At 48.3% G+C, this 26,420-nt stretch carries 25 protein-coding genes and 1 other annotated feature; of the genes, 13 read left to right on the top strand and 12 right to left on the bottom strand.

From position 1 onward, the window contains the following. Positions 1 to 47 precede the first annotated feature (47 nt). Together ACFQZR_RS22090 and ACFQZR_RS22085 are read right to left on the bottom strand one after the other, a co-directional pair. The gene (locus ACFQZR_RS22090; RefSeq protein WP_379349947.1) at positions 48 to 845 is read right to left on the bottom strand and encodes an SDR family NAD(P)-dependent oxidoreductase; all 798 of its coding nucleotides are present in this window, start codon (positions 843 to 845) and stop codon (positions 48 to 50) included. Positions 846 to 993: 148 nt separating this feature from the next. Then, entirely contained in the window at positions 994 to 1,533 is a 540-nt protein-coding gene (locus tag ACFQZR_RS22085) for an NADPH-dependent FMN reductase (RefSeq protein WP_379349945.1), read from the bottom strand. A gap of 257 nt (positions 1,534 to 1,790) precedes the next feature. On the opposite strand from ACFQZR_RS22085, the gene ACFQZR_RS22080 reads away from it, so the two are divergent. From ACFQZR_RS22080 to ACFQZR_RS22070, 3 genes are all read left to right on the top strand, one after another. After that, positions 1,791 to 2,252: an NUDIX domain-containing protein gene (locus ACFQZR_RS22080; RefSeq protein WP_379349943.1), complete on the top strand. Its 462-nt coding sequence runs from the start codon at positions 1,791 to 1,793 to the stop codon at positions 2,250 to 2,252. A gap of 68 nt (positions 2,253 to 2,320) precedes the next feature. After that, on the top strand, positions 2,321 to 3,055 hold the full coding sequence (locus ACFQZR_RS22075; RefSeq protein WP_379349941.1) for a class I SAM-dependent methyltransferase: 735 nt from the start codon (positions 2,321 to 2,323) through the stop codon (positions 3,053 to 3,055). 104 nt (positions 3,056 to 3,159) lie between these two features. Beyond that, the gene (locus tag ACFQZR_RS22070) at positions 3,160 to 3,963 is read left to right on the top strand and encodes a TetR/AcrR family transcriptional regulator (protein ID WP_379349939.1); all 804 of its coding nucleotides are present in this window, start codon (positions 3,160 to 3,162) and stop codon (positions 3,961 to 3,963) included. Positions 3,964 to 4,047: 84 nt separating this feature from the next. Here the strand turns inward: ACFQZR_RS22070 and ACFQZR_RS22065 are convergent, their stop codons facing one another. After that, entirely contained in the window at positions 4,048 to 4,836 is a 789-nt protein-coding gene (locus ACFQZR_RS22065) for an ABC transporter permease (protein WP_379349937.1), read from the bottom strand. After that, complete coding sequence (locus ACFQZR_RS22060) at positions 4,833 to 5,723, bottom strand: ATP-binding cassette domain-containing protein (RefSeq protein WP_379349935.1); 891 nt, start codon at positions 5,721 to 5,723, stop codon at positions 4,833 to 4,835. The genes ACFQZR_RS22065 and ACFQZR_RS22060 overlap by 4 nt, the downstream gene beginning before the upstream one ends. Before the next feature lie 232 nt (positions 5,724 to 5,955). On the opposite strand from ACFQZR_RS22060, the gene ACFQZR_RS22055 reads away from it, so the two are divergent. Further along, positions 5,956 to 6,387, top strand: a complete 432-nt coding sequence (locus ACFQZR_RS22055; RefSeq protein WP_379349933.1) for a DUF6526 family protein — start codon at positions 5,956 to 5,958, stop codon at positions 6,385 to 6,387. Positions 6,388 to 6,456: 69 nt separating this feature from the next. Here the strand turns inward: ACFQZR_RS22055 and ACFQZR_RS22050 are convergent, their stop codons facing one another. Next, a complete protein-coding gene (locus tag ACFQZR_RS22050) occupies positions 6,457 to 6,579 on the bottom strand; it encodes a hypothetical protein (RefSeq protein WP_379349931.1) in 123 nt (40 codons plus the stop codon). Between the two features lie 118 nt (positions 6,580 to 6,697). Here ACFQZR_RS22050 and ACFQZR_RS22045 point away from each other — a divergent pair, with 118 nt between their 5' ends. The 3 genes from ACFQZR_RS22045 to ACFQZR_RS22035 all read left to right on the top strand — a co-directional run bounded on the left by ACFQZR_RS22045 (position 6,698) and on the right by ACFQZR_RS22035 (position 13,480). Further along, positions 6,698 to 8,302, top strand: a complete 1,605-nt coding sequence (locus ACFQZR_RS22045) for an S-layer homology domain-containing protein (RefSeq protein ID WP_379349929.1) — start codon at positions 6,698 to 6,700, stop codon at positions 8,300 to 8,302. Positions 8,303 to 8,768: 466 nt separating this feature from the next. Next, on the top strand, positions 8,769 to 12,611 hold the full coding sequence (locus ACFQZR_RS22040) for a DUF4855 domain-containing protein (protein ID WP_379349927.1): 3,843 nt from the start codon (positions 8,769 to 8,771) through the stop codon (positions 12,609 to 12,611). 122 nt (positions 12,612 to 12,733) lie between these two features. Next, positions 12,734 to 13,480, top strand: coding sequence for a MerR family transcriptional regulator (locus ACFQZR_RS22035; protein ID WP_379349925.1), 747 nt, complete (start codon positions 12,734 to 12,736; stop codon positions 13,478 to 13,480). 107 nt (positions 13,481 to 13,587) lie between these two features. On the opposite strand, the gene ACFQZR_RS22030 is transcribed toward ACFQZR_RS22035, so the two are convergent. Then, the gene (locus ACFQZR_RS22030) at positions 13,588 to 14,676 is read right to left on the bottom strand and encodes a serine hydrolase domain-containing protein (protein WP_379349923.1); all 1,089 of its coding nucleotides are present in this window, start codon (positions 14,674 to 14,676) and stop codon (positions 13,588 to 13,590) included. A 35-nt stretch (positions 14,677 to 14,711) separates the two neighbouring features. Between ACFQZR_RS22030 and ACFQZR_RS22025 the strand changes: the two genes are divergently transcribed. From ACFQZR_RS22025 to ACFQZR_RS22010, 4 genes are all read left to right on the top strand, one after another. After that, on the top strand, positions 14,712 to 14,861 hold the full coding sequence (locus ACFQZR_RS22025) for a hypothetical protein (protein ID WP_379349921.1): 150 nt from the start codon (positions 14,712 to 14,714) through the stop codon (positions 14,859 to 14,861). Between the two features lie 85 nt (positions 14,862 to 14,946). Continuing rightward, a complete protein-coding gene (locus ACFQZR_RS22020; RefSeq protein ID WP_379349919.1) occupies positions 14,947 to 17,400 on the top strand; it encodes a glycoside hydrolase family 38 N-terminal domain-containing protein in 2,454 nt (817 codons plus the stop codon). 211 nt (positions 17,401 to 17,611) lie between these two features. Further along, the gene (locus ACFQZR_RS22015) at positions 17,612 to 18,100 is read left to right on the top strand and encodes an SRPBCC domain-containing protein (RefSeq protein ID WP_379349917.1); all 489 of its coding nucleotides are present in this window, start codon (positions 17,612 to 17,614) and stop codon (positions 18,098 to 18,100) included. A gap of 119 nt (positions 18,101 to 18,219) precedes the next feature. After that, the gene (locus tag ACFQZR_RS22010; protein WP_018755909.1) at positions 18,220 to 18,531 is read left to right on the top strand and encodes a hypothetical protein; all 312 of its coding nucleotides are present in this window, start codon (positions 18,220 to 18,222) and stop codon (positions 18,529 to 18,531) included. Between the two features lie 72 nt (positions 18,532 to 18,603). Here the strand turns inward: ACFQZR_RS22010 and ACFQZR_RS22005 are convergent, their stop codons facing one another. The 5 genes from ACFQZR_RS22005 to ACFQZR_RS21985 all read right to left on the bottom strand — a co-directional run bounded on the left by ACFQZR_RS22005 (position 18,604) and on the right by ACFQZR_RS21985 (position 21,697). Then, complete coding sequence (locus ACFQZR_RS22005; RefSeq protein ID WP_379349915.1) at positions 18,604 to 19,158, bottom strand: class I SAM-dependent methyltransferase; 555 nt, start codon at positions 19,156 to 19,158, stop codon at positions 18,604 to 18,606. Then, positions 19,155 to 19,823, bottom strand: a complete 669-nt coding sequence (locus tag ACFQZR_RS22000) for an ABC transporter permease (protein ID WP_379349913.1) — start codon at positions 19,821 to 19,823, stop codon at positions 19,155 to 19,157. Before ACFQZR_RS22000 ends, ACFQZR_RS22005 begins: the two co-directional genes overlap by 4 nt. Continuing rightward, the gene (locus tag ACFQZR_RS21995) at positions 19,810 to 20,511 is read right to left on the bottom strand and encodes an ABC transporter ATP-binding protein (protein ID WP_379349911.1); all 702 of its coding nucleotides are present in this window, start codon (positions 20,509 to 20,511) and stop codon (positions 19,810 to 19,812) included. Before ACFQZR_RS21995 ends, ACFQZR_RS22000 begins: the two co-directional genes overlap by 14 nt. Then, positions 20,508 to 20,876 (bottom strand): GntR family transcriptional regulator, encoded by a 369-nt coding sequence (locus ACFQZR_RS21990; RefSeq protein WP_379349909.1) that lies wholly within the window; start codon positions 20,874 to 20,876, stop codon positions 20,508 to 20,510. The genes ACFQZR_RS21995 and ACFQZR_RS21990 overlap by 4 nt, the downstream gene beginning before the upstream one ends. Positions 20,877 to 21,046: 170 nt before the next feature. After that, a complete protein-coding gene (locus ACFQZR_RS21985; protein WP_379349907.1) occupies positions 21,047 to 21,697 on the bottom strand; it encodes a cupin domain-containing protein in 651 nt (216 codons plus the stop codon). Positions 21,698 to 21,900: 203 nt separating this feature from the next. Further along, positions 21,901 to 22,134 (top strand) — a binding site (T-box leader). 111 nt (positions 22,135 to 22,245) lie between these two features. On the opposite strand from ACFQZR_RS21985, the gene ACFQZR_RS21980 reads away from it, so the two are divergent. Then, positions 22,246 to 23,778 (top strand): 2-isopropylmalate synthase, encoded by a 1,533-nt coding sequence (locus ACFQZR_RS21980; RefSeq protein ID WP_379349905.1) that lies wholly within the window; start codon positions 22,246 to 22,248, stop codon positions 23,776 to 23,778. A 64-nt stretch (positions 23,779 to 23,842) separates the two neighbouring features. Here the strand turns inward: ACFQZR_RS21980 and ACFQZR_RS21975 are convergent, their stop codons facing one another. Further along, entirely contained in the window at positions 23,843 to 24,700 is an 858-nt protein-coding gene (locus ACFQZR_RS21975) for a helix-turn-helix domain-containing protein (protein WP_379349903.1), read from the bottom strand. Between the two features lie 135 nt (positions 24,701 to 24,835). On the opposite strand from ACFQZR_RS21975, the gene ACFQZR_RS21970 reads away from it, so the two are divergent. Continuing rightward, positions 24,836 to 26,323 carry a sulfatase family protein gene (locus ACFQZR_RS21970; protein ID WP_379350945.1) on the top strand — a complete coding sequence of 496 codons (1,488 nt, stop codon included), beginning with the start codon at positions 24,836 to 24,838 and terminating at the stop codon, positions 26,321 to 26,323. Positions 26,324 to 26,420 lie beyond the last annotated feature (97 nt).

Raw genomic sequence — 26,420 nt, 5'->3', positions numbered from 1 at the left:
AATAAGGACGTGAACACTTGAAGGTGTCTACGTCCTTTTATGTAATATTAATCCAACATCACGCCGCTATTGAGATTTATCACGGTACCTGTCATGGAAGCAGCATGATCGGAAGCGAGGAAGACTGCGGTGTTCGCAACTTCAGACAAGGTCGGGAGACGTTTCAGCAGTGTACCTGCTGCTGCCCCCTCCAGCATTTGCGCTGTGGTGATACCGGCCCGATCTGCGACACGGCGGAAAACATCTCGACTATGAGAGCCGATGGCCTCCGCTTCGGGGATCATATGAGGACGTATACAGTTAACCCGGATCCCGTAGGAACCGAGTTCCCCTGCCAAATGACGGGTCATGGCTTCGATTCCTGCACAAGCGACGCTGTGTCCCATAAATCCGGGCCCCGGCATACGCGCCGCAGGCGTTGTAAGCATGAGTATGACACCTGTACCATTCTTCGCCATATGACGAGCTACAGCTCTGGAGGTGATGAAGTGAGTCCGTGTGTAGACTTGAACCGGGTATTCGTAGTCATCAAGAGACAACTCCATAACAGGCGTGCCTTGAATGTGATCAATCCCGACAGCGTTCAGGCAGATATCAATACTGCCTGCCTTCGCAGCTACTTCATTTGCATGATTCTCGACGGACCGCTCATCAAGCGCATCAACCTGTGCGATTTCTACGGTTCCTCCTGCAGCAGCGATATCGCTCGCAACGCTGTCTAATTTAGATAGAGTTCGACCAGCGAGGAATACAGCTGCCCCTTCTTGGGCAAAAGCACGGGCAACCGCGCTACCAATCGCTCCACCGCCTCCATAGATGACGGCCGTTTTATTGGCTAATAACATGATAACTCCTCCTTTTTCCATTATCCTAGCATAAGGCGTGGAGGGAGATTTCTTTTCGATTGCGGTATTGCTTGTCGTGGTTCATCCAATTGAAATAATAAAAAAGGCCCATGCCCTTGATGTGCAAGGGCATGGGCCTTCCTATATCTTAACGCAAAGTCTTCAATGCACCGCTCCATGCAAGAACTTGATCGAGCATGGCATTGACATTTGTTAAATGCAGGTCAGCTGGTTTGAAGACAGATCCACTCTCGAAATCTGTGAACAGGGATAATGCTGGGTGAACGCGAACGTCTGCGACAGACAATTCGCCGAGGATGCCGCGCAAATGCTCAGCTGCACGAGCACCGCCTACAGAACCGTAACTAACGATCCCTGCGGCTTTGTTGTTCCACGCTTCACGCGCATAATCGAGTGCGTTCTTAAGTGCGCCTGTAATACTGTGGTTATATTCCTGAACGATAAATACGAAGCCGTCTAATTTGAATAGCTTCTCATTCCAAGCCGTTGCTTGTTCGGTTGCATCTACTTCTCCGAGTAGTGGTAGTTTAAAGTCTGCGATATCCACGATCTCATAATTCGCATCTCCGCGTCCATCTGCAATTTTCTTAATCCACTCACCAACTTGTGGGCTTAATCGACCTTGACGTGTGCTACCTAGAATAATTCCGATGTTTAATTTGGACATTACTTATTACCTCCTCAGGTTATGTTTCCCAAATCATTTTCTAGAATACCCATTTAAGACTGCACTAACCGTGAAAATCTAAGCTGATATAAAGTAACAATATCATATTAAATTAACAAAAGCAATGTACTTTCATTTGGTTAGCGTGATTCGACATCACTGCATCGGTAGGATGCAAGGATTGTCCCAAAGTCTCTATCCGTTTGATATGATATAAATTTGTTAGATCTATCAGGAAAAAGTTGGAGGTGGTTCGTATGGAGATCCAGTTTCGTCATATTGCTCGAGCAGTCATCGTTCATGAGAACAAACTATTAATTGCACGGATGAAGGGGGCACATGCTTTCCTGCCTGGCGGCGGTATTGAGCTTGGTGAAGGCGCGCAAAATGCACTGCGAAGAGAACTTAATGAAGAGTTAGGCGTGGCATGTGACATTGGTCGTTTTCTAGGTGTTCTTGAGACGCATCGATTCGATGAGCAAGGTACCATGCATCATGAGATCAGTCATCTCTTTGAAGTGAGCTCTGCATTATTGCAATCGCATACCATCCCCCGATCACAAGAAGAGCATCTTGCGTTTCAATGGATTGAACTAGAGACCGAAAATATCAAACAACATAACGTACTGCCGCCAGTTCTTCAAGATCACCTGGCAAATCTCATCCACAATCCAACGTGTACTTGGATCACGACGTTTTCCGCTCCGAACCATGTATAATCGAAATAGGAATAGACCATGACTTATGGCATGGAATACATAATTAGAGAAATAAGGAGTCCTATGGCATGAAACAGAATAAATACGATGATCACGGATTTTTCGAAAAATACAGTCAGATGCCACGCTCCACGGGTGGGCTAAAAGAGGCCGGGGAGTGGCCTGCATTACGAGCGATGCTCCCCGATTTTCAGGATAAAAGGGTGTTAGACCTTGGCTGCGGCTTCGGATGGCATTGCCGTTATGCTCGTGAGCATGGGGCACGGTCCGTGGTGGGCGTGGATCTCTCGGAGAATATGTTAGAGCGCGCCAGAGAACTATCAGAGGATTCCGCTATTGAATATCGCCGGATCGCGATGGAAGATATCGATTTCGCTGAAGGGGAATTCGACGTGGTGATCAGCTCTCTTGCGCTTCATTATATCGAGAATCTTGAAGATGTCTGCCGGAAAATTCACGATTGTCTCGTACCTGGAGGAACTTCTATTCTATCGTTTGAACATCCGATTTTTACGGCACGTGCTGCGCAGGATTGGCATGTTGGTTCAGAGGGCGAGCGCCTGCACTGGCCTGTTGACGATTACCAGAGCGAAGGCCCGCGGTATGCGAATTTCTTGGAGACGGAGGTTATAAAATACCATCGAACCGTTGCTACACATCTGAACTCGCTAATTCGCGCTGGATTCATGATCACGGAACTCTGTGAACCGCAGCCTGCAGTAGAACTGCTCGACAAATATGAAGGGATGCGGGATGAATTGCGCCGACCAATGTTCCTGATTATCTCGGCCGTGAAACGGTAAGACCACACATCGAGGAAGGAATCGCGTTCGATATCCCGTCCAAATGATGGTATACTGTGTATATAATAAACACTTTTTTGGATTTGAATGGGGGCCTATCGTACATGCAGGACAATCGACCCGAGGATAAAGACGTATTAAAAGATCTGCCCAACGGAGCGAAGCTCAGCTGGGGATTGAATAAACCGCCTACAAGAGGACCTAAAGGCGAATTGAGTATCCCGAAAATCGTCGAGGCAGCGATTGCCATTGCTGATAAAGACGGACTCGCAGCCTTATCGATGAGTCGACTGGCTGGATCGCTTGGTTTTACGACCATGTCGCTCTATCGTTATGTATCGAGTAAGGATGACCTGTTGTATCTGATGCAGGATGCTGTGTGTCATATCCCTATTCCTGATGTGGAGGATGAGTCGCCGGATTGGCGTGAGAATTTACGGGCCTATGTCAGGGCTTGTATTCAAGTATTTCGTGACCACCCGTGGTACGTTGATATTCCCATCATGGGTATTCCGCTCGCACCTTATAATCTTAAAGTGATCGACTGGGCGCTGCGGACGATGCGTCATCTGCCATTAAATCAGTTCGAGAAAATGTCGTTTATCCTCCTCTTGAGCAGCTATTCAAGATCAGGCGGCATGCTGCTTCGTGATATGGACCGAGCGATTGAAGCGGGATCCACGCCAGAGAAGTTCAGTGGTGTGAATTATGGCGAAGCGCTGCAACAGTTAGTCAAGCCGGAGCAGTATCCGGACCTCTATCCGGTCATTGCATCGGGTGCATATACGGGAGAAAATGAGCAGGACAACAATGTCGGGGACGATTTCGAGTTTGGATTGGAACGCATTCTGGATAGCATTGAGCATTATTTGGTATCCAAAAAGTCAATCCAACCGGATTCTAAATAGTTCATATCCTTAATAAGAATAAAGAACAGCGATTCGATGCAGATCGAACCGCTGTTCTTTTTTGGTTATGGACGAGATACGAACCTATCTTCGACCTGCCCGTTTGCGGAAAGCCAGAATGCTCCATAGAAATGCGATGAGGAGAATCCCTACACACCAGCAGATCGCAATCCAACCTTGCTGCTGCAGCGGTGTCCCGGTAAGTAGCCCGCGAATGGTTTCAATAACAGGTGTAATCGGCTGATGATCGGCAATCCCTTGCAGCCATGAGGGCATCGTATCGGTTGGAACGAAGGCGCTGGAGAGATAGGGAAGGAACAGCAGGATGAATCCATACCCGGATGCAGCGGAAGGGCTGCCAGCGACGATGCCGATTGCAGCGAATAACCATGTGAAAGTAAGGATGAACAAGAAGATGACACCTAGGGCGCCAAGCCATTCCAATACGTTCGCAGAGGGACGGAACCCGACGAGCAATGCGACGGCGATCACGACACCTGTGGCGAGTAGATTGCGAACAAGGCTTGCGACCACATGGCCGGTAATGACGCTAATCGCTTGAATCGGCATCGTACGGAAGCGTTCAATGATACCATTCGTCATATCATTGGAGACATCGACCCCCGTGCTGGATGATCCGAAGCCTGCACAGAGGAGGATAATACCAGGTACAACGTAGTTCACATAATTACCACTCGTATCTATTGCGCCGCCGAAGACGAAGGTGAATAGCAGCATGAGCATCACAGGCAGCATGATGGCCATAATTAATGCCTCCGTATTGCGAATACTGTGGCGAAGACTCCGTCCGATGAAGACGCTGTTGGTTACCCAGAGAGAGGCGGATTTGACTGTAGGTTGAGATGTGTTCATGAGATGGCTCCTTTCATTTCTTGCTTAGTCGTTAAAGCGAGGAATACATCATCCATGCTTGGTTTGCGAATGCTCACTTGGGTGTCCTTCGGCAGTGTGTGCGATAACTCCTGTAGTGTTCGACTGACATCGTGAATATTGCCATACGTAGGGATGGTGCGAATGACTTGGTCCTTCGAGTCGCTCAATTCAATGACTTCGCCACCGATGCGGGATTTAAGCTCTGCCGGGGTTCCGGATGCGACAACGCGCCCGTCATTGATAACGGCAATCGTATCGGCTAGTTGGTCGGCTTCCTCTAAATATTGTGTCGTGAGGAAAATCGTGATGCCCTGGTCTCGCAGCCCAAGAATGATATCCCACAAGGCGCGTCGACTGATCGTATCGAGACCTGTCGTTGGCTCATCGAGGAATACAACGGATCGGCTGATTACGAGACTAATGGCGAGGTCCAGACGCCGTCGCATCCCGCCGGAGAAGGTCTTGACGCGTTTGTGAGCAGATGCTATTAGGTCAAACTGCTGGAGCAGCTGCTGGCTTCGAACTTGGGATTGTTCCTTCGATAGACCCGAGAGCCGACAGATCATGCGGAGATTCTCCTCCGCCGTCAGGATATCGTCGACGGCAGCAAATTGTCCGGTCAAGCTAATGGAACGTTTGACGCCGTCCTTTTCCTTCTCCACGTCATATCCCGCAACACGCACAGAACCTTCATCTGGTGCAACCAGGGTCGATAGAATGTTGATTAGTGTTGTTTTGCCGGCTCCATTAGGCCCGAGCAACGCATAGATCGTACCGGCTGTGACCGTTAGATCCAGTCCATTCAGTACCGTTTGGCTGCCGAACGTCTTGCGAAGTCCTTTTACTTCAATCGCATATTTTCGCATGGTCGTGCTCCCTTCATTTAACTGTGTATTATGTAATCAGTATATAACATACACAATTAATTGTGCAACCATTATTTATTAATTGTCTGGGATCGAATGAATAGAAGATTTATCTCAGAATCCAATGCCTAGCAGCAGGAACCTGAACGCCTTGCTCGAATGAAATTACTAGCAAGATAATTGTTGAGCCAAATGCCAAAGTCTTACCTATTGAAATGGAGGAGATTTATTGATGAGTCAACCGAGTCAACAAACCTATCAAAATCATAAGAAAGTAGACCCGATGTATCATTTTGCGCTGAGCCTGATTGTGTTAATTGTGCTGATTGCGTCCATCGTTTATGCGATTCAAGAGGCATTCAGCTACGCATCTGTCTTGCTCTTGGGCATGGCGATTGCAATCGTGCTGCTTACTGTGCTGCTGCGGATTTACAGTACCAAGCTTCAGGACCGAGTCATTCGTCAAGAGGAGAATTTCCGGTACTATCGCCTAACCGGGAAGCCAATAGATCCAAGTCTGACCATGAAGCAGATCATCGCGCTTCGGTTCGCAGCGGATGAGGAGTTTCCAGCGCTATGCTCGAAAGCTGCGGAGACGGGGATGCAGCCGGACGCGATCAAGAGAGCGATCACGAAATGGCGAGCAGATCATTTCAGAGTGTGAGTCTCATCAATAACATGAAGCGAGGAGGGAGGCTGGAGGCGAGTTAACGTCACCAGCCCTCCGATCAATTCACCAATGCCATCGGGAATAGTAAGCCACGACATGCTTTCCGCTAATAACCCCAGCTGCTCCGGTATAACGAAGATCCCCAAGTGTGAAATCAGCCCAACCTAGCGACTTATTGCTCCCCATCCATCATTACGCTTATCATTCCATGATTTGGTCGTCCACCTTCCGTGCCCTTTTTGATAGGATAGAAGTTATGGGTTATGAATCTATTCTATGAAAATCAAAAAGCGAGGCATTTGTTTTGAAGATACGTAACAAAATTTTAGCTATATGGATGGCGGCGGCCATGGGGTTCGGCGCTTTTACCAACGCGTCGGCAGCGGCTGCGTCTACCTCTTTGCCGTTTGACGATATTGCCGGCAGTTTTGCCAAGAACGAAATTATAGAACTTATCAAGGAAGGTGTCGTAAACGGCACGGGCAACCGGAAATTTGAACCGAAAAAAAACGTGACACGCGCCGAATTTGTGGCCATGACCGACCGTTTGCTTAAGCTTGCGCCTGTGGCTGCCGATATGCCGACGTTTAGCGACGTTACTCCGAAAAGCTGGTATTACGGCTGGATTGAAGCTGCTGTTCAACTCGGTGTCGCAGAGGGAAAAAGCAAGCGTACGTTCGAGCCGTCGGCTCGAATTACGAGACAGGAAGCCGCCGTACTGATCGTCAGGGCGTTGAAGGTTGATCCCGGTAACGATTCCGGTAGCAGTCTTTCATATACAGATGCGGATCAAATCGCACCTTGGGCAGCTCCTTATGTACAAGCCGCGCATACGCTTGGCCTTATGGATGGAGCAAACGGGAAGTTCCGTCCGGCGGATGCCATGAGTCGCGAGGAAACGGCTGCGGTACTCGCCAGGGTTCTGAAGGACAAGGTTTGGTACAATGCGATCCACAAGAAGCCGAATGAAGGCATCCAGCTGGGTTGGCAAAACGAATTAACGACATCCCAGTTTAAGGAGCAGGTGAAGAACAGCAGCGTAAATACGTTGGTACCAAGGTGGTTCTTCCTGGAAAAGGGATCGAAACCTCTTTCGAACTATGCAGATGCCAGCCTCTCTAGCTGGGCCAAGCAGAACAACAAAAAGGTATGGGCTATGCTCGGAAATCATTCGGATCCAGCATTGACGCATCAGATCCTGTCGGATGAAAAAAAGCGGGCTGCTGTCATTCAGAAACTTGCCGGTTATGTGAAGACATACGGATTATCCGGAATTAACGTGGACTTCGAGAACGTAAGTCCAGAGGACAGGCTGTCGCTAACGGCATTCATTTCCGAACTTGGAACGAGCTTGCGGAAGGCAGGGGCGGTGCTGTCTATTGATGTTTCCCCGGACCTGGGTACAGATTGGACCGAAGCCTTTGACTATGAAGCGCTTGGAAGATATGCGGATTATGTGGTATTGATGGGGTATGACGAGCATTGGGCCGGCGATCCCGTGGCGGGTTCTGTATCCTCGTTCCCTTGGGTTCAATCGGCCTTAAATCAGCTACTTTCCGTCGTTCCGGCTTCCAAAACTATTCTGGCGCTTCCGTTTTATACGAGGGATTGGACGCTTCAGCCGGGCGGGGCGTCGTCCGAAGAGCTCTCTTTGATTCAGCAGGGTTATCGCATTCGCTCCGTAGCCTATAACCGCTCATGGGATTCGGACCTAGGGCAGTATGTCCTCAGTTACATCCGCCAAGGGAGCGGGCACCGGATCTGGGTGGAAGACGGACGATCCCTCGGACTAAAAACGATGATGGCAGCCAAGCGAGGGGTAGCGGGTTTTGCGTTTTGGTATATAGGAGCGGAAACCGACGATATCTGGACAAGCTTGAGCAATGCCATTCGTTATGCATCGTATTAAGAGAATAAATTTGGAATGATATATATTTTAATTGGCCTTGTCCATTCCGGACAGGGCCTTTTTTCGTGTGTCTATCTCCTTACACAAGACCATGCACTTTTCTTTACAACGATATACATTTTTTTACTTTCTAACCATTTTATACTTACAAATACGCCTAATGTTGCTTGCGAAAATATTGCGCAGCCTATCAAATTATGTTGCTTGCCTTCCTTTAAAATCCCCCATTATCATGAATCCATGCGGAAGCACAGGCCCGAAATCTCTTTTCAGAATTATTACCCGGGAAAACCTTTCTTCTCTTTTGAAAGCGCTAACGGGTTGGTCTGCAGAACTTCATCGATTTTTTTATTACGGGTTTCGTGAAAGGGGGGATCAAAATCGAGCGTTCACCCGGAACAGGAAAATGGGTGTAAAGGTTTCAGGTATTTCTGTACTTAGAGAATTTTAAAAGGAGCTGGCCTTGATGAATTCGAATAAAAAATGGGTATCCGTCTTGATGGCGGCAGTATTGCTGATGGCCCCGGTTTCTGCGGTGCAGGCGAAATCGCCTGTTCAGGCCGTGACTATCGCGCAGGCGGGAGATGCAGACCAGATGGAAGGAAATGATACAGACAGTCCACAGGCCGTACCGAATCAACCGGCGGATGGCAGGAAATCTGCAACACCCCCTACCCCGGACAAGGTGAAATTCCGCAATCTCGCGGCAGGCCTTTCCTATGAATGGTCAGAAGCGCCGGAAGCCTCACATCCCGACGACGGGCACAAGCTTACAGATGGAAAATACGCCAAGTTGGATATGAATGACCCGGCGTGGGTAGGACATCTGCGCGGCAAATCGCGCGAAGTCGTGTTCGATTTGGGTAAGGAAAAGTCGATCGGAAAGATTTCAGCTCATTTCTTCCAAGATTATCCTACCAACTCGATCCTCGTGCCGCTGACGGTATCGATGTATGTCTCAGACGATAAGGCGAATTGGGGATTGCTCTCCCATAACGCCACCCAACTGCTCTGGGGGGAAGGACCGCCTAGACAGGAGACCTTTGTGTGGGACGGCAGCCGGGACGGAATCAAAGGCGGGAATACGGATGGCAAGATGGCTTATGCGCGTTATGTGAAAGTCATCTTTACGATGCATCAATCGCAATGGGAATACATTGATGAAATCGAAATTATGGGTACGGACGGTGAGCTGAGCGGAGCTGTGAAGGTTCCTGCCGAGCAGCCTCATTTTTTGGCACCGGGGGAAGCTACGGCCGGTATCCGAAATCTGAATCTGCTGTATAACGGACAGTATGCGGATGGTCTGGGTGATTGGAAGAAGGAACGGATTATCCCGAACATCAGCTATGTGAATAAAAATGGCGAGCCGACCGATTGGCTGTTTGACGGCGTGTTATATCTCGGGCTGGCTTCGCCTGCCGGACGGGATTTCGGTGTTGGGCAGACGATCCTGGAGGACTGGAAATGGTATTTAGATAAAACCTTTGCAGCCAAGGGGGATATGCAGCAGTTGAATGAGGCTACCGTGGAAGTCGGAGCCAAGCTGAACCAGCCTGATCATAAAGTGAAGGTTGTACTAATGATTCCGAATCCAGGCGAATACTTGAAAAATTTTGGCGACGTTGACGGTGACGGCGTATCCGAAAGCTTCAACGATTCCGATGTCGGCAAAGCGAAAGCGCTAGAAAACAGGCAAAAAGCGGTGAAGTGGTGGTTGGATCAGGTCCACCAAAGATGGCAGTCCGAGCATTATTCCAATCTGGAGCTTGTCGGCATGTACTGGCTGGAAGAACAAATCAGCACAAGCGCTGCGGGACCGGACCTAGTTAAAGCCGTAAGCGGCAAAGTCCATGACATGAACCTGAAATTTTTCTGGATTCCTCACTCCTTGGCATACAAAAGCTATATGTGGAAAGATGTAGGGTTTGATGCCGTTGCCTACCAGCCGAACTACTTCTTCGGCGGAATGGATGTTGATCGTCTGGAAGATGCCGCGAATAATGCTAAGCGGTACGGGATGGGGATCGAAGTCGAGTTTGATGACCGGATGCTGACCGATGGCGTATTCCTCGAACGTTATATCGACTACTTGAACAGCGGCGTCTCAACTGGTTTGATGCAAAAAGGTTTTAGAGCTTATTACCAAGGCAATAATGCCGTGTACAACTTAGGGGTGAGCAAGGATCCGACGTTGCGTTTAATGTATGACTGGTTGTACCAATATTTGAACGGAACTTACGTGATCAACAACAGTCCGCCGCCGGAGGCAGACGTATTCATCAACGGACACACGTTACATGACGAAATGGTCGTACCGAATACGGAAACCGTTCAATTTACATGGGAAGTCAAAGATGACGACGGAAGCGGGCTAACGAAGGTAACGGCCATCTTTGACGGCAAGCCGTACACCAAGGGAACGCCGATTGATCTCGCAGGAAAGCCGGGCAACCATGAACTGGTGATCACGGTATCCGCTGCTAAATCCAAGACCACGACGTATATCATCAAAGCGGCGTCGAGTGTAGATAGCTTGAAAACCCTTGTCAACCGATTCGCAGAACAGGGGCAGTTCACGAATGCGGAGGCCCCACGTTCGCTGAACAATGTTCTGGAACTGATGAAACGTTCTGAAGGAACGGATGCAGCACAATTTGACAAGTACTTAAAAGGATTCAATGTGAAGCTTGAAAATCTGTCTTCGAATCATATCATTTCGGACACGGCATACGGCGCGCTGAAAGAAGAGGTATATAACCTTGTCGGCAATCTGGCGGAAAAGAAACCAGTGACGGCGTCCTCCGTTGAAGTTGCCGGCCCGAGATTAGCGCCGGAAAAAGCGGTGGACGGATTCGCTTGGACGAGATGGGCGAGCAAATACGACAATGACAGCTGGTTCCAGGTCGATCTTGGTGAAGCCAAAACATTCGATACGGTCAGAATCGACTGGGAATTCGCCCGCGCAAAAACGTACAAAATCTTAGTCTCCGATGACAATCAGAACTGGACCAGCGTGATCAAGGACAATGGCGGAATCATTACGGCGCATGACGGAAAAGAAACCGTTCGTTTTGAACCGGGCAAAGCCAGATACGTCAAATTCCAAGGTGTTGAAAGAAATTCGGATTATGGTTACTCCTTCTATGAGTTTGGCCTCTACAACCTTGCAGGAGGTAGCGAGGTAACTTCAATCGACGGGGCAAGAGCCGTGGTGGATGCCGATGCAAAGAAATTGATGATTGACGGTCTTGTCATGAACGGCAGCCTGACCCAAGTGAATTTGAAAGTGGTCGATTCAGAAGGGAAAGTTCGCTACGAAGGCCAGACGACAAGTACGGAAACGGGAAGCTTCCTATTCACGATCGAGCTTACCGACAATCTAAAGGGGAAACTCGACGCTTATCTCTCGATGGAGGGAATGTCGGCACCGGTTAAGATCTCATTCGAATACAATAAACTGGTCGATAAGAGCAAGTTGAAATCGGATATCGATCAAGCGAAGAAGCTTCATGACGAGACGAGCGTTGGCACAGCGCCGGGGCAAGTCTCCGAAGCGGTTCATGCGAAGATGGCTGCTGCGATCGCTTCAGCGCAGGCGGTGTACGATAACAGCGCGGCGAAGCAAGCCGAAATTGATGCAGCAGTGAACGCACTTAGCGACGCAGTGAAGGAGTTTAGAAGTGCAATCGTGCCGCCGAAGCCGGATGCGCCTACGACGACACTAACGGGTGAAAGCTCGGTTGTGGCAGGAAAAGAGTTCACGGTTACTCTTGGACTCGATCGAGTGAGCGGTTCCGTATACGCACAAGATTTGTCCTTGCATTACGATGCGGCTGCGATGACGTATGTCGGTGCAGAATCCATCTTGCCAGGCGTGAGTATTGTGGATAAAACGACAACGTCAGAGGGCAAACTTCGGTTCATCGTTGTGAGTGAAGGGGCACCACATGGCGTTCGCGATAAAGCGAACGTATTGAAGCTGACATTCCGGGCCAAGAATGTAACGGCGCCGATAACGGGGACGATTGCCGTATCGAATGCGCTTGTCGCAGACGATCAAGGGGCGGAATCAAGCATTAGGGCCGCATCGCTGACGATTCAAGTGACTGTCGTTACACCGGGCAATTCTGGCGATGTTAACGGTGACGGCAAGGTCAGCATCGGTGATTTGGCCATCGCGGCGGCAAATTATGGCCGGACCAGCCAAGATCCGAACTGGGCGGCGATTAAGGCTTGTGATCTGAGCGGCGATGGTAAGATTGATATCGCGGACTTGGCGGCTATCGCGAAGTTGATAGTGAAGTAAACGGTGATTTAAAGAAGCAAGGCACCCATTCGGGATGAATGGGTGCTTTTTTAACTGAGAATTTCATGACTTGACTCTTACCTAAAGGGAGACCTTACACTGAGCAAAGGAGGTGCATTTACATGCATTATACGGTCAACGAAGTATCGAAAATGTCTAACGTAACGATCAAAACCCTACATCACTATCATAAAATGGGCTTGCTCATCCCAACGGAGATCAGCGATGCGGGGTACCGGTTATATGGAACCAAAGCGCTAGAACGTCTGCAGCAAATTTTGTTCTATCGTGAATTGGAGTTCTCGCTCGAACAAATCAAGCAATTGCTTGAAGGTGAACCCGATCGCAATCAAATTCTGGCTGAGCAGGAGAAGCTGCTTGAGGCACGTCAGCAAAGGCTGGAACGTATTCTTCAGACTCTACGTGAATCCAAGGATGGGATACGGACGGATGCGCAAGAATTATTCCGGGGGTTTGAGAGTGACGAAGCCTGGAGAGAGGCGCTGGATGCGCAGCGGCAGCACTTGAAGCAAGCCTATGATTATGATCTTGATGAAGCGGGTCCGATTGATGTACCGGAGATGAATGAACAAGCCAAGGAAGCAATGACGTTTATGGCGGGAATGGCGGAATCGCTAAGGAATGGCGTGAAGCATCACGATGAGAAGATACGGCAGCGGATAGACAGTCATCTTGATTTTCTGAACGCACACGGGCATACGATAACGCCGACTGATTTTGCTGCGCAGACCCAGTTTTTCTTAACGGATGATTTCCATCTTCAAATGTTAGAAGGTCAGCAGACGGGATTGGCTTATTATTTTGCAGCAGCTGCAGCGTCCTTCTGCATAGAGCATAGGCAGCATTAGCTCGTACATTCGATCCCATCCGGCGAGTGGAAAGTCTAGATAAGCATCGAGAGCTCCGCGATTCGCGGAGCTCTTTCTGATGCGTTGGGGGGATCTGATAGCTTCGTTCAGGCATCGCATTTCAGCAGCTTATCGATCGTCTGCATCATAAGCCTGATACCCTTCTGATGGTATCGGAACTGATTCATGCTGCCGATCAGATATGCGTCAGTAGCGGGATGGTAGAACATGAAGGACCCTGTTGAGCCGGCATTGCCCCAGGCATGGTATTTGGCCGGCATAAGGAGGGGGATGGCTCGAAAACGCATCACTCCATAGCCGTAATCAATCCCTGGAAAGAATCTCGCCCAATCCCTCATCATCGTGTCTATCGTCTGTACGCTAACCAACTCATATCGCACAAGAGCTCGCATGAAACGCAGCAGGTCTTCCGTCGTCGATACAATCCCGCCACCGGCGTACATGAAGCTAATACTGTTATAATCCGTCACATCGATGTGTCGAACGAATAAACGTGCTAATGGATATTCACTTCGGCGCATCGGTTTACCGGGTGCAACATAGGAGTCATACATGCTGAGTGGCGCGAAAATATAAATATGCAGAACATCGTGATAAGGTAGGCTGGTAACTTTCTCAATGATGAGCCCCAAGAGATGATAGCCCGTATCTGAGTAATGAAATCCTTTTCCCGGTGGAAAATGTCCGTGTAGATGGGCTTTGGCCCACAGCAGAGCTTCCTGCGGCGTCCATGTTCGCTCTGGTTCGTCGACAATCAAATTAATCATCGATTTCCCCTGCTTCGGTTGATCCTCGAAAAAGCAATGAAGCCCTGACGTATGATTTAATAAATGCTTGATTTGGATCTCACTCGTATAATCCTTGCCTTTATAGAAGTGCAGTTGATGCAGCAGATCTTCGTCCAGATACCGTGAGATGGGGTCTTCATAGGCGAGCTGCCCCTTTTCTACCAGCATCCCAATAAGAACGGACGTGAACAATTTACTGATACTTGCAATGTAGAAAGGCTGCTGAGGATGGATCGTGTGATGTTCGGCTCGACCTTCCGCCAAGTTCAAGTGAATACCGAGCCGATCGGAGTGCACCAGTAGAGATGCATGCTGGATTTTCGAGTCGTTATGTACTTTTTTACAAAAAAGTTCTGTGATGGCGGCCTCGGTTTGTTCCTTTTTCATCGTCTGTCATTCCTTTCAACATAGGATCAATTTGAATGTTACTTGTGCGGGAAATGGAGTTTCGTGTAACCGGCAGAAGCGAATACAAATTCGATGCAGGGGATCAGGGTAATGTCTATTTAGATTATATGATGGTGAACTATTATTATCTAAATCCGGATCCGAGGGATGTCTCCAAATTATAAAAAAATGACTTGTTCTCATAAATACATCCATGCGCATCGTCGATACAATGAGGGCATCACCGAAGAACAAAGGAGAGCGATTTCATTGAAGAAACCTTGGAAAATTTATGTGATTCATCACTCCCATACCGATATTGGTTATACCGACCGTCAAGAGAAAATCGAGCAGTATCATGTCGGGTTTATTCGTCAGGCTTTGCAGATTCTTAGCGATGCATCGTCTGGCAGACAGCCGACCTGGCAGGGATTCAAATGGTGCTGCGAGACCTTTTGGGCTGTGGAACGATTTTTGGAACAGGCGACACCGCAGGAGCAATCCGATTTTGCAGAAGCAGTACGCAATGGGGATATCGAGCTATCCGGGACCTATTTGAATATGACCGAATTGCCAGATGAACATCTTCTACGGAGCATTCTTAGCAAGGCGGTTACGTACGGGCGCAGTATCGGACATAACGTGGATTCTGCGATGACGGCAGATATCAATGGTTATAGCTGGGGTTATGCGCAGAGTTTGATCGATTCAGGAATACAGCATCTATTCTCTTGCGTGCATACGCATCACGGGATGTTCCCGTTAGGCCGCAAGCAGACCCCATTCTGGTGGGAGACATCCCGCGGGGACAAGCTGCTCGTCTGGAATGGAGATCATTATATGCTCGGCAATGAGCTCGCCCTCTGTCCGGATGCGGTCGGCAGCTATATGATTCGCGATGAGCTCGTGACGCCTGCAATCGTTGAGAATCAGATGGAAATTGCGGAGATACGGATTCAGCGGTATTTGGCGCAGCTGGAAACGGAAGCGTACCCGGCTGATTTCGTCCCTGTTATGATCTCGGGCCTTGCGACAGATAATGGAGCTCCGAACGGCCAATTAATGGCATTCATCCATGAATGGAATACGAAGCATGGCGATTCTGTTCAAATCGAAATGACAACATTAAGCCATTTCTTCGAGATCGTCAAACAATCCGATATCGATATTCCGGTGTATCGCGGCGATTGGCCGGATTGGTGGTCGGACGGCGTGAATTCCACAGCGCTTCACACGCAGATGTTCCGGGATGCACAGCGGACGCTTCGGAAAATTCGGCAGATGGACCCTAGCCACGAAGTCATTTCGTCTCAAGAAATTGCGGCGATCGAGCAGCCTTTGGTCATGTACGCGGAACATACGTGGGGCTTCCATTCTTCGATCTTTGAACCATGGCATTCGCAGGTCATGCGGCTCGGCATTCGCAAGGAAGCTTATGCATCTAACGCAAGCACACTCGCATATCGTGCGTGGGATAAGCTCCTTCACAGTCAGGGTGAAGCACTTCTGTATCCGAATCGTCCTTTCCGATATCGGGTGTTGAATACAAATCCTACGCCTTCACGTGAACTCGTTGAATTAAACCTGGAGGGGTACGAAGTCGTTCGATTCAAGGATGGGCTGGAAGTGATCGATGCGGCTACGGGGAGTGTCATTCCTCATCAGAAGAGCGGGTATCAGAGCTATACGGTGAATGTAGCATTGGATTCAATGGCAAGCAAAGAATTCTATCTGCAGCCCGTGAAGCATGTTGAACCGAGAACAACGAACAATGTGCAGTTGATTGGTGCCGATCAAGTCTATGATATCGCAGACATTTATCCAGGTGGCGGCGATCAGCAAGGCATTAAGGTCAGTCGGCATGCGATTGAATCGGATTATGTGCGGATCAGCTGGAACGATGAGGGGATCGTAAGCTGGTTGAACAAGGAAACGGGAGAAGACCTGCTGCGGGCAGATCGTGATCATCATGCGTTTACGCCGATCTATGAGGTGACTCCGGCAGCGGATGCGAGGGATGGGGGAAGCCAGTGCGCAGTTCGCAGGCAGATGGGCCGTAATCGTAAGGGCTTGAATGTACAGCGCTCTATTGGACGAATCGTGCAAATGAAGGAAGGCAACAAAGGGTCATTGTTCGCAACGGTTGAACTGCATTATGAAGTCGCTGGCATGACTTATTATTCGGTCCATCTGAAGGTGTATGCTGATTCGAATCGTGTGGACGTATCCGTTCGTTTGCATAAGGACAGCGTATGGAATCCGGAGAATCTCTACATCTCGATGCCGTTTACGCTGGGTGTGAAAGACCACGAGACGCTCTGGCTCGATAAAGCTGGTGCGCCAATTCGACCGGGTGTGGATCAACTGCCTGGCACGTGTCTCGATTACTATTGCATTCAGGAGGGCCTCAGTCTTACGAATCAAGAGAACGGCGATCAGGAGGCACTGCTCATAGCGACGCCGGATACACCGTTGATTCAGTTAGGCTCCCTTGCACATGACAAGCGGATTGTCCATACCCAGCAGACGGGTGATGAACCGAGACATCTATATGTGTGGGCATTGAGCAATTATTGGGAGACCAATTTCAAAGCGACTGTGGGCGGATTCTACGAATTCCACTATCGCATGCAGTATGACTCGAACTGTCCTTCGCCTGAAGCGGCGATGAATCGTGTGCGATCACTCGCCTCAGGATTCACCGTTGCTCGAGTGGATCGTTAATACCGCATAAGAACGGCAAGCTCTTCCTTCATGGAGGTGGCTTGCCGTTTTCTATTGGCAATCCGTATAGAAGATAAACAATGATCGAAATGAAGTGAATCCTGTGGATATAATTGACAATTCCTTTGAGATTTATTATGATACAAACAAACGTTCGTTATTTGATGAACATCTATGTTCGTGCTAATAATCCATTGAAGGATGAGGTGTGATGGTGAACCATAAAGTCTCTTCAAGTTCGAATTCAGATAAAATCGTCGGACAGACGGCGAGCGTCGGTTTCCAGGTTGGTGTAAGGCGAACATTGCCTATCACGAGAGAACAGGCGTGGGCGTATCTCGTCTCTTCGGAAGGGAAGTCGCTATGGATTGGAGACGAGAACACGCTTCAACAATTGCAAGTCGGGGAATTCTTCGAATCCCGGGATGGCATCTCTGGACAATTGCGGGTATTGAAGCCGCTTCACCAGCTTCGCATGGCATGGAGCACGAGGGTATGGGAACGCCCGTCTACACTGCAAATTCGACTGTTATCCGATAAACCGGACAGAATCACGATCAGTTTTCATCAAGAGAAGCTAGCAGATGCAGATACACGTGAGCAAATGAAGCTGCACTGGGAACAAGTACTAGCGACGATTGCAGTTCGAACAAGTTCGCTGATTCATGGGGACAGTGAAGAGGAGATGCGCAGCCAATGAGATGGTGCATCGATTGAACTGATGGTGATGTGACATGTGCAGCTTTACAATTTTTCATGAGGATGTTAAGATTTTTCAACCATCAGTTGAGTAATATGAATGATCATGGAGGCATTTTAATGAGTCAACGCTATCGCATTACTAGAGAATTTCAGGAAAATGACAATACAGCACAAACCATTTCTTTGGAAGAGTGCCAAGCGTATTTTGCATCCAAACCTGATTTTTCGTATACATCTGTTTTTACAGTAACAAACGCTACCGGCAGCATGTCCATTGAGGGAGATTTTTTCATGTGGAGTTACAATGATACCAAGATCCCATTCCGGTATTATCAAGGGGATATATACGTATCGGGTACCAATGAAGCGGTAATTCCCAAGATGATGGAGGTTGCGGGAGAATTACGGGCGGATGTAGCAGAAGGATAATCTCAGTGGTTGTCAGCGAAGCGCATCTGGAGATGCTATCGACATGCGAAGATACAAGTAAAAGAGGTGCGATCAAACGCATCTCTTTTTGCATTTGAAAACCCATGCGGGGGGCACATTCAACCAAGTATACCCGATGTCAATCATCGAGAAATGGGTCTGGAATTGTGGCCTAAGAAGTAGGGTATATTGGAAGGCGACAAAGATTCCATTAGGTGTCAATGATTCATGAATCGCGTCAAATATTCGATTTCTTATTGTCTCAGTGAAATTCGCGAAGGGGAGTCCCGAGACGATGAGATCAAAGGGCCGCCCCGATGCACTCACCACCTCTCCTAACTGCAGCGCATCGCCCAGCATATAACAGGATGGAAAGCGCCGTGCCAACATTTCGCGAAAGTTAGCGTTGGCTTCGAACAAATAGAGTTGACTATGCGCAGGCATCTGCTGCTGAATCGATTGCGTAAATACACCGGTACCGGGACCGAGCTCTGCGATTTGCCGCATCTTATGCCAAGGAATCGTTTTCGGCAGCATTTTGCGGGTTAGGAACGGTGAACTTGGGATGATACTCCCCACTTGTCCTGCATGGCTAAGAAATTCTCTGATAAAGGAAGGTTTTCTCATTCGGCGTACACCTTCTTCTCCAGTAAAAAATGGCTGAACCAGCCTAATCCGATCGTTAGCATGAGCACCGTGAAGAAATAAGGGAATAACGAGAACACCATGAACCATAAGAGTAATCCAGCGACAAAGCTGATGAAGGTGAGGAGGAGCGGGAGCTTGCCGACCCATTGACCAATGAATAGGCTCATGGCACACAGCAGGACGATAGAAACGGCACTGAGTACGATGCTAATGATGAACAATAGTTTGGGACCATCGATTGTGATTAAGGGTTCCGCGCGGAATAGTAGTCCATGGCTAACCTTGTATTGAATCCATAATGAAATCGCTGTGATAGTGAAGATCATGCAGGCCTCAAGAAGAATAACGAAGGATTTCGTTAGAAGCAGATAGGAGCGAGGAACGGGTAAAACAAATAGTTGGTAAATGGAATGCTGCTTCCATTCATCCCGCCAAGTGGAGAAGGAGCGTAAAAAAGGAAGGATCAGCATGGCGCATAGCAGCGTGATATTCAGCGACATCAAATACGAAAGCTGATCTGAACTTGTATGCGATGTAAGGAAGATGATCGCGATATTCAGGAGGATGTGGGCGCATAGCAGAATCCATAACACATTTCTCCGATTACGAATTTCGGTTAACAGCAGTCTTCTAAAGGCGTGCACCGTCATAAACCTCCTTCAAGATATCAAGTAGCGATTGATTACGCGTTTGTTTGAGATTCTCGACCTGGCCCGTGAGCAGCAATCGCCCTTCGTAAAGGAATAGAATTTCATCAAGCAAATGCTCTGTTTCCGTTATTTCTTGGGTTGTAATAAGAATGGTCTGTCCTTCCTCGATGAAATCATCGATGATGGCTTGTGCAATTTGCTGTCTAGCGAAGGGGTCTATGCCAGAGAAGGGTTCATCCATCAGGATGTACCTCGCTTGCCTGCTTAGAGTGAGTAGTAATTTCATCTTGGCGCGCGTGCCTTTGGAAGCCTGTCGGATGGGGGAAGAAGCTGTTAACTCGAAGTAATCTAATAATCGATGTGCCTTATCTGGATCCCAATCCCAGTAGAAATCCCGCATGTATTTCATGGCATCGGATAATGTCATCCATGGATACAAGATATCCATTTCCGGTAAATATGCTGTCGAAGCTCGCGTGGCAATGCTTGGCGAGACACCATCGAAGGTGATAGAGCCTTGATCGAGCTTCAGCAAGCCCGCCATCGCTTTGAGTAACGTTGATTTTCCTGCGCCATTGGTCCCGAGCAGCCCGATGATTTGACCTTCTTGGACGGTTATCGATACATCATTTAACGCTAATTTGTTACCAAATCGCTTGAATGCGTTAGATACTTGGATCATGAAGACGTCCCCCTCTCAAGATAGGATTGAATGAGCGTAAGAATCTCTGAATCGGATTTCCCGAAAGATCGCAACAGCTCCATGCTCTGGTCAATGGTCTCGTGCAATGCTTCTTCCCGGAGTACAGCGAGTACAGCAGCATCACTTGTAATGAAGCTCCCTTGACCGCGATGCGTTACGATGAGGTTCATATCTTCCATTTCTTTGTACGCTCTCTGGATCGTATTGGGATTGACACCCAGCGTCTTGGCGAGCTCGCGGCGTGAGGGAATTTCTTGACCAAGGGTATACGTTCCGTTGAACAATTTGAGCCTAATGTCTTGAATGATTTGTGCATAAATGGGTTCGATTTTATTGAACTCCATGATCGCCTCCAAGCCGGCAATGAATACCACTGTGTTAATTAATCAATACAGTAATACAATAAAAATTGGAAGTCAATGGGAAATGAGTGGATATATACAAAGAACACCAGTGGAAGCTTCCACTGGTGTTCTTCACTATAATAGAATAAGCAATTGAAGTAGGTCCTGTCTTATTGGAAATTAAGTCCGTTGCCGATAACTTGCCGCTGCCTTGTTGGAGGTGGCGTGTTGGAACTCGCAGGCTGGTTGACGATATTGGCTGCTTGCGTCTGCGTTGTTGACGTTGTTTTACAATCACTTGGTGGTCCGATGACGACCGTCTTTGTAATTGGTGCGAACGTTTCTTTCACTTTGGCTTCGTCCAGACAATACGTGTCCGCCCATATTTGTGCTGGCGTCAATCGGAGAATATCCGAACCTGCAATGAATTCTGGGACTGGGGCGTCGAAGATTGCGAGCAGATGTGTATTATCTGATGTCGCGACCTCGTAGTGCCACCATCCTTGCGGGACATTGGCCACTTGGCCAGGTTGAATCGGATAATTGAGCAATTCGTTGGTGAACGGATTGAGGATCGAGACGACAGCAGAGCCTGAGATAACATATACCAACTCCGTCGCATTCTGATGGTAATGAGGCTCCACAATATTATCTTTGCTGAGGAAGATGTCGAGCAGTGAGGCATTCCCCAACGTATTAAGTTGATTGACGGATAATGCGAGAATGTAGTTGTTTGCATCCTTTTTGTAAAAGGGGTTATTCTTCAGATCGTAAGTAAACTGAACGGTTGGAGACGTGAAGTCCATATAAGAGACTGCCAATGTGTTCCCTGCCCTTCGCGAATATAGTAGGCATAAGCCCGATGGAATAGGTTATGTCACAATGAGCCAAAATGCGCCTATCAATTGGGATAGCATCATTAGCCGTCAAGTACAAGCAGGTGTATGTGTGTTGAACTAGATGTCAAAAATACGGTTGACAAATCAATTGGCGATCCATATAATAACAAATAATTGAATGAATCTTAAATGTACCGATTAGAAATAGTAGAAGTGTATTGACTTTTCAGAGAGCCGCTGGTAGGTGCGAAGCGGTAATGTCGTTCATTTCGAACTCGTCTATGAACAGCTGCCTGAATCATGTAGGGTAAGCCGGAATTCCACCGTTACAAGGATAGATGGTGATGGCCATCGAAGGAGATCATTTCTGAAGTAGAAATGAATTAGAGTGGTACCGCGAGTTCAACCTCGTCTCTATACATAGAGACGGGGTTTTTTTGTTGGTTAAATTCCGGGTTTAACTAACAAACCTAACGCATATAGAACATCCATGACATGGTAAACGAACGAAAATTAGAGGAGGAATTCAAATGAGTCGCAATATTATCGTGTTCGATACGACACTACGAGATGGAGAACAGGTTCCAGGCGCGAAATTGAATTTACATCAAAAAATAGAGATTGCTCAACAGTTAAAACGTCTTCAAGTCGATATTATCGAAGCAGGATTTCCTGCCTCTTCCCTTGGAGATTTCCAAGCGGTGCAAGAAATTGCCCGCAGTGTAGGGGATACGGTATCGATTACAGCGCTGGCGCGTGCCGTGAAGGGCGATATTGATGCGGTCTATGAGAGCATTAAACTTGCACAGAATCCATTGATTCATATTGTACTGGGTACGTCGAACATTCACGTAGAGAAGAAATTTAACCGTTCGAAGGACGCGGTGCTGCAAATGGGTGTTGATGCGGTGAAGTACGCGAAGACGTTACTGCCGAATGTACAATATTCCACGGAAGATGCATCAAGATCGGATTTCGAATATTTGTGGGGAACGATTGAGGCTGTGGTGAAGGCAGGAGCGACGATGATTAACGTACCGGATACGGTAGGTTACGCGGTTCCAGAGGAATTCGGTCATTTGATTTACCGTATCAATGATCGGCTGATGAACTTAAATCCCGATGTCATTCTAAGTGTCCATTGTCATAATGATCTAGGCATGGCAACAGCGAACACGCTGAGTGCGATTAAGAACGGAGCGCAGAAAATCGAGTGTACGATTAACGGCCTTGGGGAACGTGCAGGGAATGCTTCGCTTGAAGAGGTCATCATGGGGTTAAAAGTCAGAGAGAATTTCTATGGCTGCACGACGAACATCAATACGAAGGAGCTTGTACGAACGTCTCGCTTGGTCAGTCATTTGACAGGTCTGGATGTCCAAGTGAACAAGGCAATCACGGGTGAAAATGCATTTGCGCACTCTTCAGGCATTCATCAAGATGGATTGCTTAAAGATAAGCAGGTCTATGAGATCATGACACCGGAGGAAGTAGGAGCCGAGAGTATGGAATTGATCTTGACTGCTCGTTCGGGTCGTCATGCGTTTAAGAACGCCGTCGAGAAGATGGGTTTCGATACAAGCGATGCTGCGGACTTCGAGCAGTTGTTCAACAAATTTCTAACCCTTGCGGATGCGAAAAAAGAAGTCTATGACCATGATGTGTTCTACCTGGTGACGAATCACCGGACACTAGCACAAGGCGAGCATCAGCTCTATGAACTGGAATCGTTCCAAGTGGTAAGCAACGAGCTGCATCCGACGGCAACGGTTCGATTGCGAAAAGGGGATGAAATCCTGACCGACAGCAGTGTAGGAGATGGACCTATAGATGCGTTGTATAGTGTCATTCGGACGTTGGTCGGACTCGATGTGGAGTTGAAGGATTATAAGATTAACAGTCTTTCTCGCGGCAAAGATGCAGTCGGACGGGTCAATATTCGGATTGTCTATCAAGATAAGGTCTATACAGGACGTGCGATGGATACAGACATCATTAAGGCAAGTGCTATTGCCTTCTTGAATGGAATCAATGCGATTCTGTTGGATGCGACGGTAAGTTAAATCAGAAGCAGCTTAGAGCCCTCGGGGAAACCGAGGGCTCTTCTCTTTGCCGTATAACACGGACTTAGCAGGTCCCATCGCGATAAGCAGATGGAGAACACCCAACTTGGCGCTTAAAAGCGCGGGAGAACATGTACAAGTCAGGATATCCGACGGATAAGGCGATTTCGCCGATTGGTAAGCTGAAGTTGCATAAAAGTTCTTTCGCGCGCTCCAGCCGAAGCTGCTGCAAGTATTGCTGAGGAGATAGCCCAGTCTTTTGTGTGAATTGCTGTGTGAAATAAGAACGATGAAAGCCAAAGAGGTGCGCAATCGCTTCAATTCGCAATGGTTCCGCGTAATGCAGCTGAAGGAATTGATGCACCTCATGAATCCAATCCACGTTGGGCGGTTCTTTGATTATATCGTGCTCTTCTGGATGAATCTCTAACTGTTCGAACAGACGAAGCAGTGCAGCGAGGAGGGGGAGATGTCGTCGCCATTTTGGCTCCTCATCCCAGATGATCTGCTCCACCTCCTGCAGTAAGTGTATCACCGCTTCATCAACAACCGAAGAACGGTAAGGATGATGAACGGAAAGCCCCATGACTCGCATCAGTTCACGCATTTGCGGACCTTCCAATGTGAGCCAGACCATCCTTAGCTCTTCACGCGAGGCGATTCGATATTCATAGGTGATGTGAGGGAATAGACAGAACAGGTCGCCTGCTTGCAATTGAATCACTTCATCCTCATGAACAAGCTGGAGGTCTCCGCTGACGATGAAATGCAATCCATAACAATCAATTTGTTTCGGACCCACATGATAATTGGGTTTGGCGAGATTGCGACCCGCGCGGACAAGCCAGAAGCCTCCGGTACGTTCAACCTTGGAGGGCATGTGGTGCCAGAGATCCGCGAATTCGACGGCAAGTTCTTTCATGAGCCACCTCCAACCTAACATTTTGCTAAACACATTATGTCATTTTCAAATGAGATGAGACAAGATAATCTTCTAAGTAATCATGAAGATTATGATGCTTAAGGAGAGGGTTGTGTGAGCAGACCGAACATTTTGATGATAACGAGTGATCAGCAGCACTGGGATACGATCGGAGCATTTAACCGTGAGATCCATACACCGAATCTGGACCGACTAGTACGGGAGGGGACGACCTTCACACGTGCTTATTGTCCGAATCCGACATGCACGCCGACACGCGCTTCGATAATTACAGGGATGTATCCGAGTCAACATGGCGCATGGACATTAGGGACGAAGCTGCTCGAGGACCGCCATACCGTCGGGGAAGACTTCAGCGCCGCAGGGTATACGACGGCGTTGATCGGGAAAGCTCACTTTCAGCCGCTTCATGGTACGGAGGCGTATCCCTCGCTCGAAGCTTATCCGAAATTGCAGGACTTGGAATTCTGGCGTTCGTATAAGGGGCCTTTCTATGGGTTCGATCATGTGGAATTGGCTCGGAATCATACGAATGAAGCGCATGTGGGTCAGCATTATGCTTTATGGCTGGAGGAGAAAGGTTGTACGAACTGGCGAGATTACTTCGTGGCGCCTACGGGGACGATGGATCGTGCAATCAAGCACACGTGGCCGATTCCAGAGGAATTTCATTATAATACGTGGATTGCGGAGCGAACGAATGCGGTGCTCGAGGAATCGAAGGCGGAAGATAAGCCTTTCTTCTTGTGGTCCAGCTTCTTCGACCCGCATCCTGATTATCTGGTACCTGCGCCATGGGATGCGATGTATGATCCCGATAAGCTAACGATTCCGAGTATATCGCCAGGGGAGCATGATCGGAATCCGCCGCATTTTGCCAAGACGCAGGAGGAACGGCCGGATTTCAGTCACTTGCGAGAGACAGGCAACGGGATTCATGGTTATCATTCGCACTTGACGCCTGAAGCTGAGCGAAAGCAGCTCGTTGCAACCTATTACGGGATGATCAGTCTGATGGACAAATATATTGGACGTATTCTGGATAAGCTGGATGAGCTCGATCTCACGGAGAATACGATCGTCGTGTTCACGACCGATCATGGGCATTTCTTTGGGCAGCATGGGCTCCAGTACAAAGGCGGATTCCATTACGAAGATTTGATGAAGCTGCCGTTCATTGTGCGCTATCCAGATCATGTGCCAAGCGGAGTTCAGTCTTCTGCGATCCAATCGCTCGTAGATTTGGCGCCGACATTCCTCAGCTTCTGTGGTATCGATATCCCGCCGATCATGACGGGGGTTGATCAAAGTGAGGTCTGGCGTGGGTCCAATGTGTGCGTGAGAGATCATGCGATCTGTGAATTCCATCATGAGCCGACAACGATTCATCAGAAGACTTACGTTGATGAGCGTTACAAGATAACGGTCTATTATAATCAGACCTATGGTGAGATCTTCGATCTCGAACAGGACCCGCAAGAACGCCATAATTTGTGGGATGATCCTGCGTACCAGTCTTTAAAATCAGAACTGCTGCTGAAATACATATGGGCGGAGCTCGGGAAAGAACCGATGCCCATGCCTCGCATCTGGCATGCTTAGTTCGTAGGGCTATTCGTAGATATAAAATCAACACAACAGAATTCACAACAGAACCAGTCGGGGGAAGCCTGTCTGGTTTTTCTGTTAAGAAAGACTA

The sequence above is a fragment of the Paenibacillus sp. GCM10027629 genome (genome assembly GCF_042676425.1).
Taxonomy (GTDB): Bacteria; Bacillota; Bacilli; order Paenibacillales; family Paenibacillaceae; genus Paenibacillus_K; species Paenibacillus_K terrigena.
The sequence above is the reverse complement of the archived record's forward strand: the minus strand, read 5'-3'. Positions and strand labels throughout refer to the sequence as shown.

What these genes read in the sequence shown, in the direction of transcription:
- ACFQZR_RS22090 (WP_379349947.1), bottom strand. Translation starts at nt 845, where the DNA reads ATGTTATTAGCCAATAAAACGGCCGTCATCTATGGAGGCGGTGGAGCG.
- ACFQZR_RS22085 (WP_379349945.1), bottom strand. Translation starts at nt 1,533, where the DNA reads ATGTCCAAATTAAACATCGGAATTATTCTAGGTAGCACACGTCAAGGT.
- ACFQZR_RS22080 (WP_379349943.1), top strand. Translation starts at nt 1,791, where the DNA reads ATGGAGATCCAGTTTCGTCATATTGCTCGAGCAGTCATCGTTCATGAG.
- ACFQZR_RS22075 (WP_379349941.1), top strand. Translation starts at nt 2,321, where the DNA reads ATGAAACAGAATAAATACGATGATCACGGATTTTTCGAAAAATACAGT.
- ACFQZR_RS22070 (WP_379349939.1), top strand. Translation starts at nt 3,160, where the DNA reads ATGCAGGACAATCGACCCGAGGATAAAGACGTATTAAAAGATCTGCCC.
- ACFQZR_RS22065 (WP_379349937.1), bottom strand. Translation starts at nt 4,836, where the DNA reads ATGAACACATCTCAACCTACAGTCAAATCCGCCTCTCTCTGGGTAACC.
- ACFQZR_RS22060 (WP_379349935.1), bottom strand. Translation starts at nt 5,723, where the DNA reads ATGCGAAAATATGCGATTGAAGTAAAAGGACTTCGCAAGACGTTCGGC.
- ACFQZR_RS22055 (WP_379349933.1), top strand. Translation starts at nt 5,956, where the DNA reads ATGAGTCAACCGAGTCAACAAACCTATCAAAATCATAAGAAAGTAGAC.
- ACFQZR_RS22050 (WP_379349931.1), bottom strand. Translation starts at nt 6,579, where the DNA reads ATGGGGAGCAATAAGTCGCTAGGTTGGGCTGATTTCACACTTGGGGAT.
- ACFQZR_RS22040 (WP_379349927.1), top strand. Translation starts at nt 8,769, where the DNA reads ATGAATTCGAATAAAAAATGGGTATCCGTCTTGATGGCGGCAGTATTG.
- ACFQZR_RS22035 (WP_379349925.1), top strand. Translation starts at nt 12,734, where the DNA reads ATGCATTATACGGTCAACGAAGTATCGAAAATGTCTAACGTAACGATC.
- ACFQZR_RS22030 (WP_379349923.1), bottom strand. Translation starts at nt 14,676, where the DNA reads ATGAAAAAGGAACAAACCGAGGCCGCCATCACAGAACTTTTTTGTAAA.
- ACFQZR_RS22025 (WP_379349921.1), top strand. Translation starts at nt 14,712, where the DNA reads ATGTTACTTGTGCGGGAAATGGAGTTTCGTGTAACCGGCAGAAGCGAA.
- ACFQZR_RS22015 (WP_379349917.1), top strand. Translation starts at nt 17,612, where the DNA reads ATGGTGAACCATAAAGTCTCTTCAAGTTCGAATTCAGATAAAATCGTC.
- ACFQZR_RS22010 (WP_018755909.1), top strand. Translation starts at nt 18,220, where the DNA reads ATGAGTCAACGCTATCGCATTACTAGAGAATTTCAGGAAAATGACAAT.
- ACFQZR_RS22005 (WP_379349915.1), bottom strand. Translation starts at nt 19,158, where the DNA reads ATGAGAAAACCTTCCTTTATCAGAGAATTTCTTAGCCATGCAGGACAA.
- ACFQZR_RS21995 (WP_379349911.1), bottom strand. Translation starts at nt 20,511, where the DNA reads ATGATCCAAGTATCTAACGCATTCAAGCGATTTGGTAACAAATTAGCG.
- ACFQZR_RS21990 (WP_379349909.1), bottom strand. Translation starts at nt 20,876, where the DNA reads ATGGAGTTCAATAAAATCGAACCCATTTATGCACAAATCATTCAAGAC.
- ACFQZR_RS21980 (WP_379349905.1), top strand. Translation starts at nt 22,246, where the DNA reads ATGAGTCGCAATATTATCGTGTTCGATACGACACTACGAGATGGAGAA.
- ACFQZR_RS21975 (WP_379349903.1), bottom strand. Translation starts at nt 24,700, where the DNA reads ATGAAAGAACTTGCCGTCGAATTCGCGGATCTCTGGCACCACATGCCC.
- ACFQZR_RS21970 (WP_379350945.1), top strand. Translation starts at nt 24,836, where the DNA reads ATGATAACGAGTGATCAGCAGCACTGGGATACGATCGGAGCATTTAAC.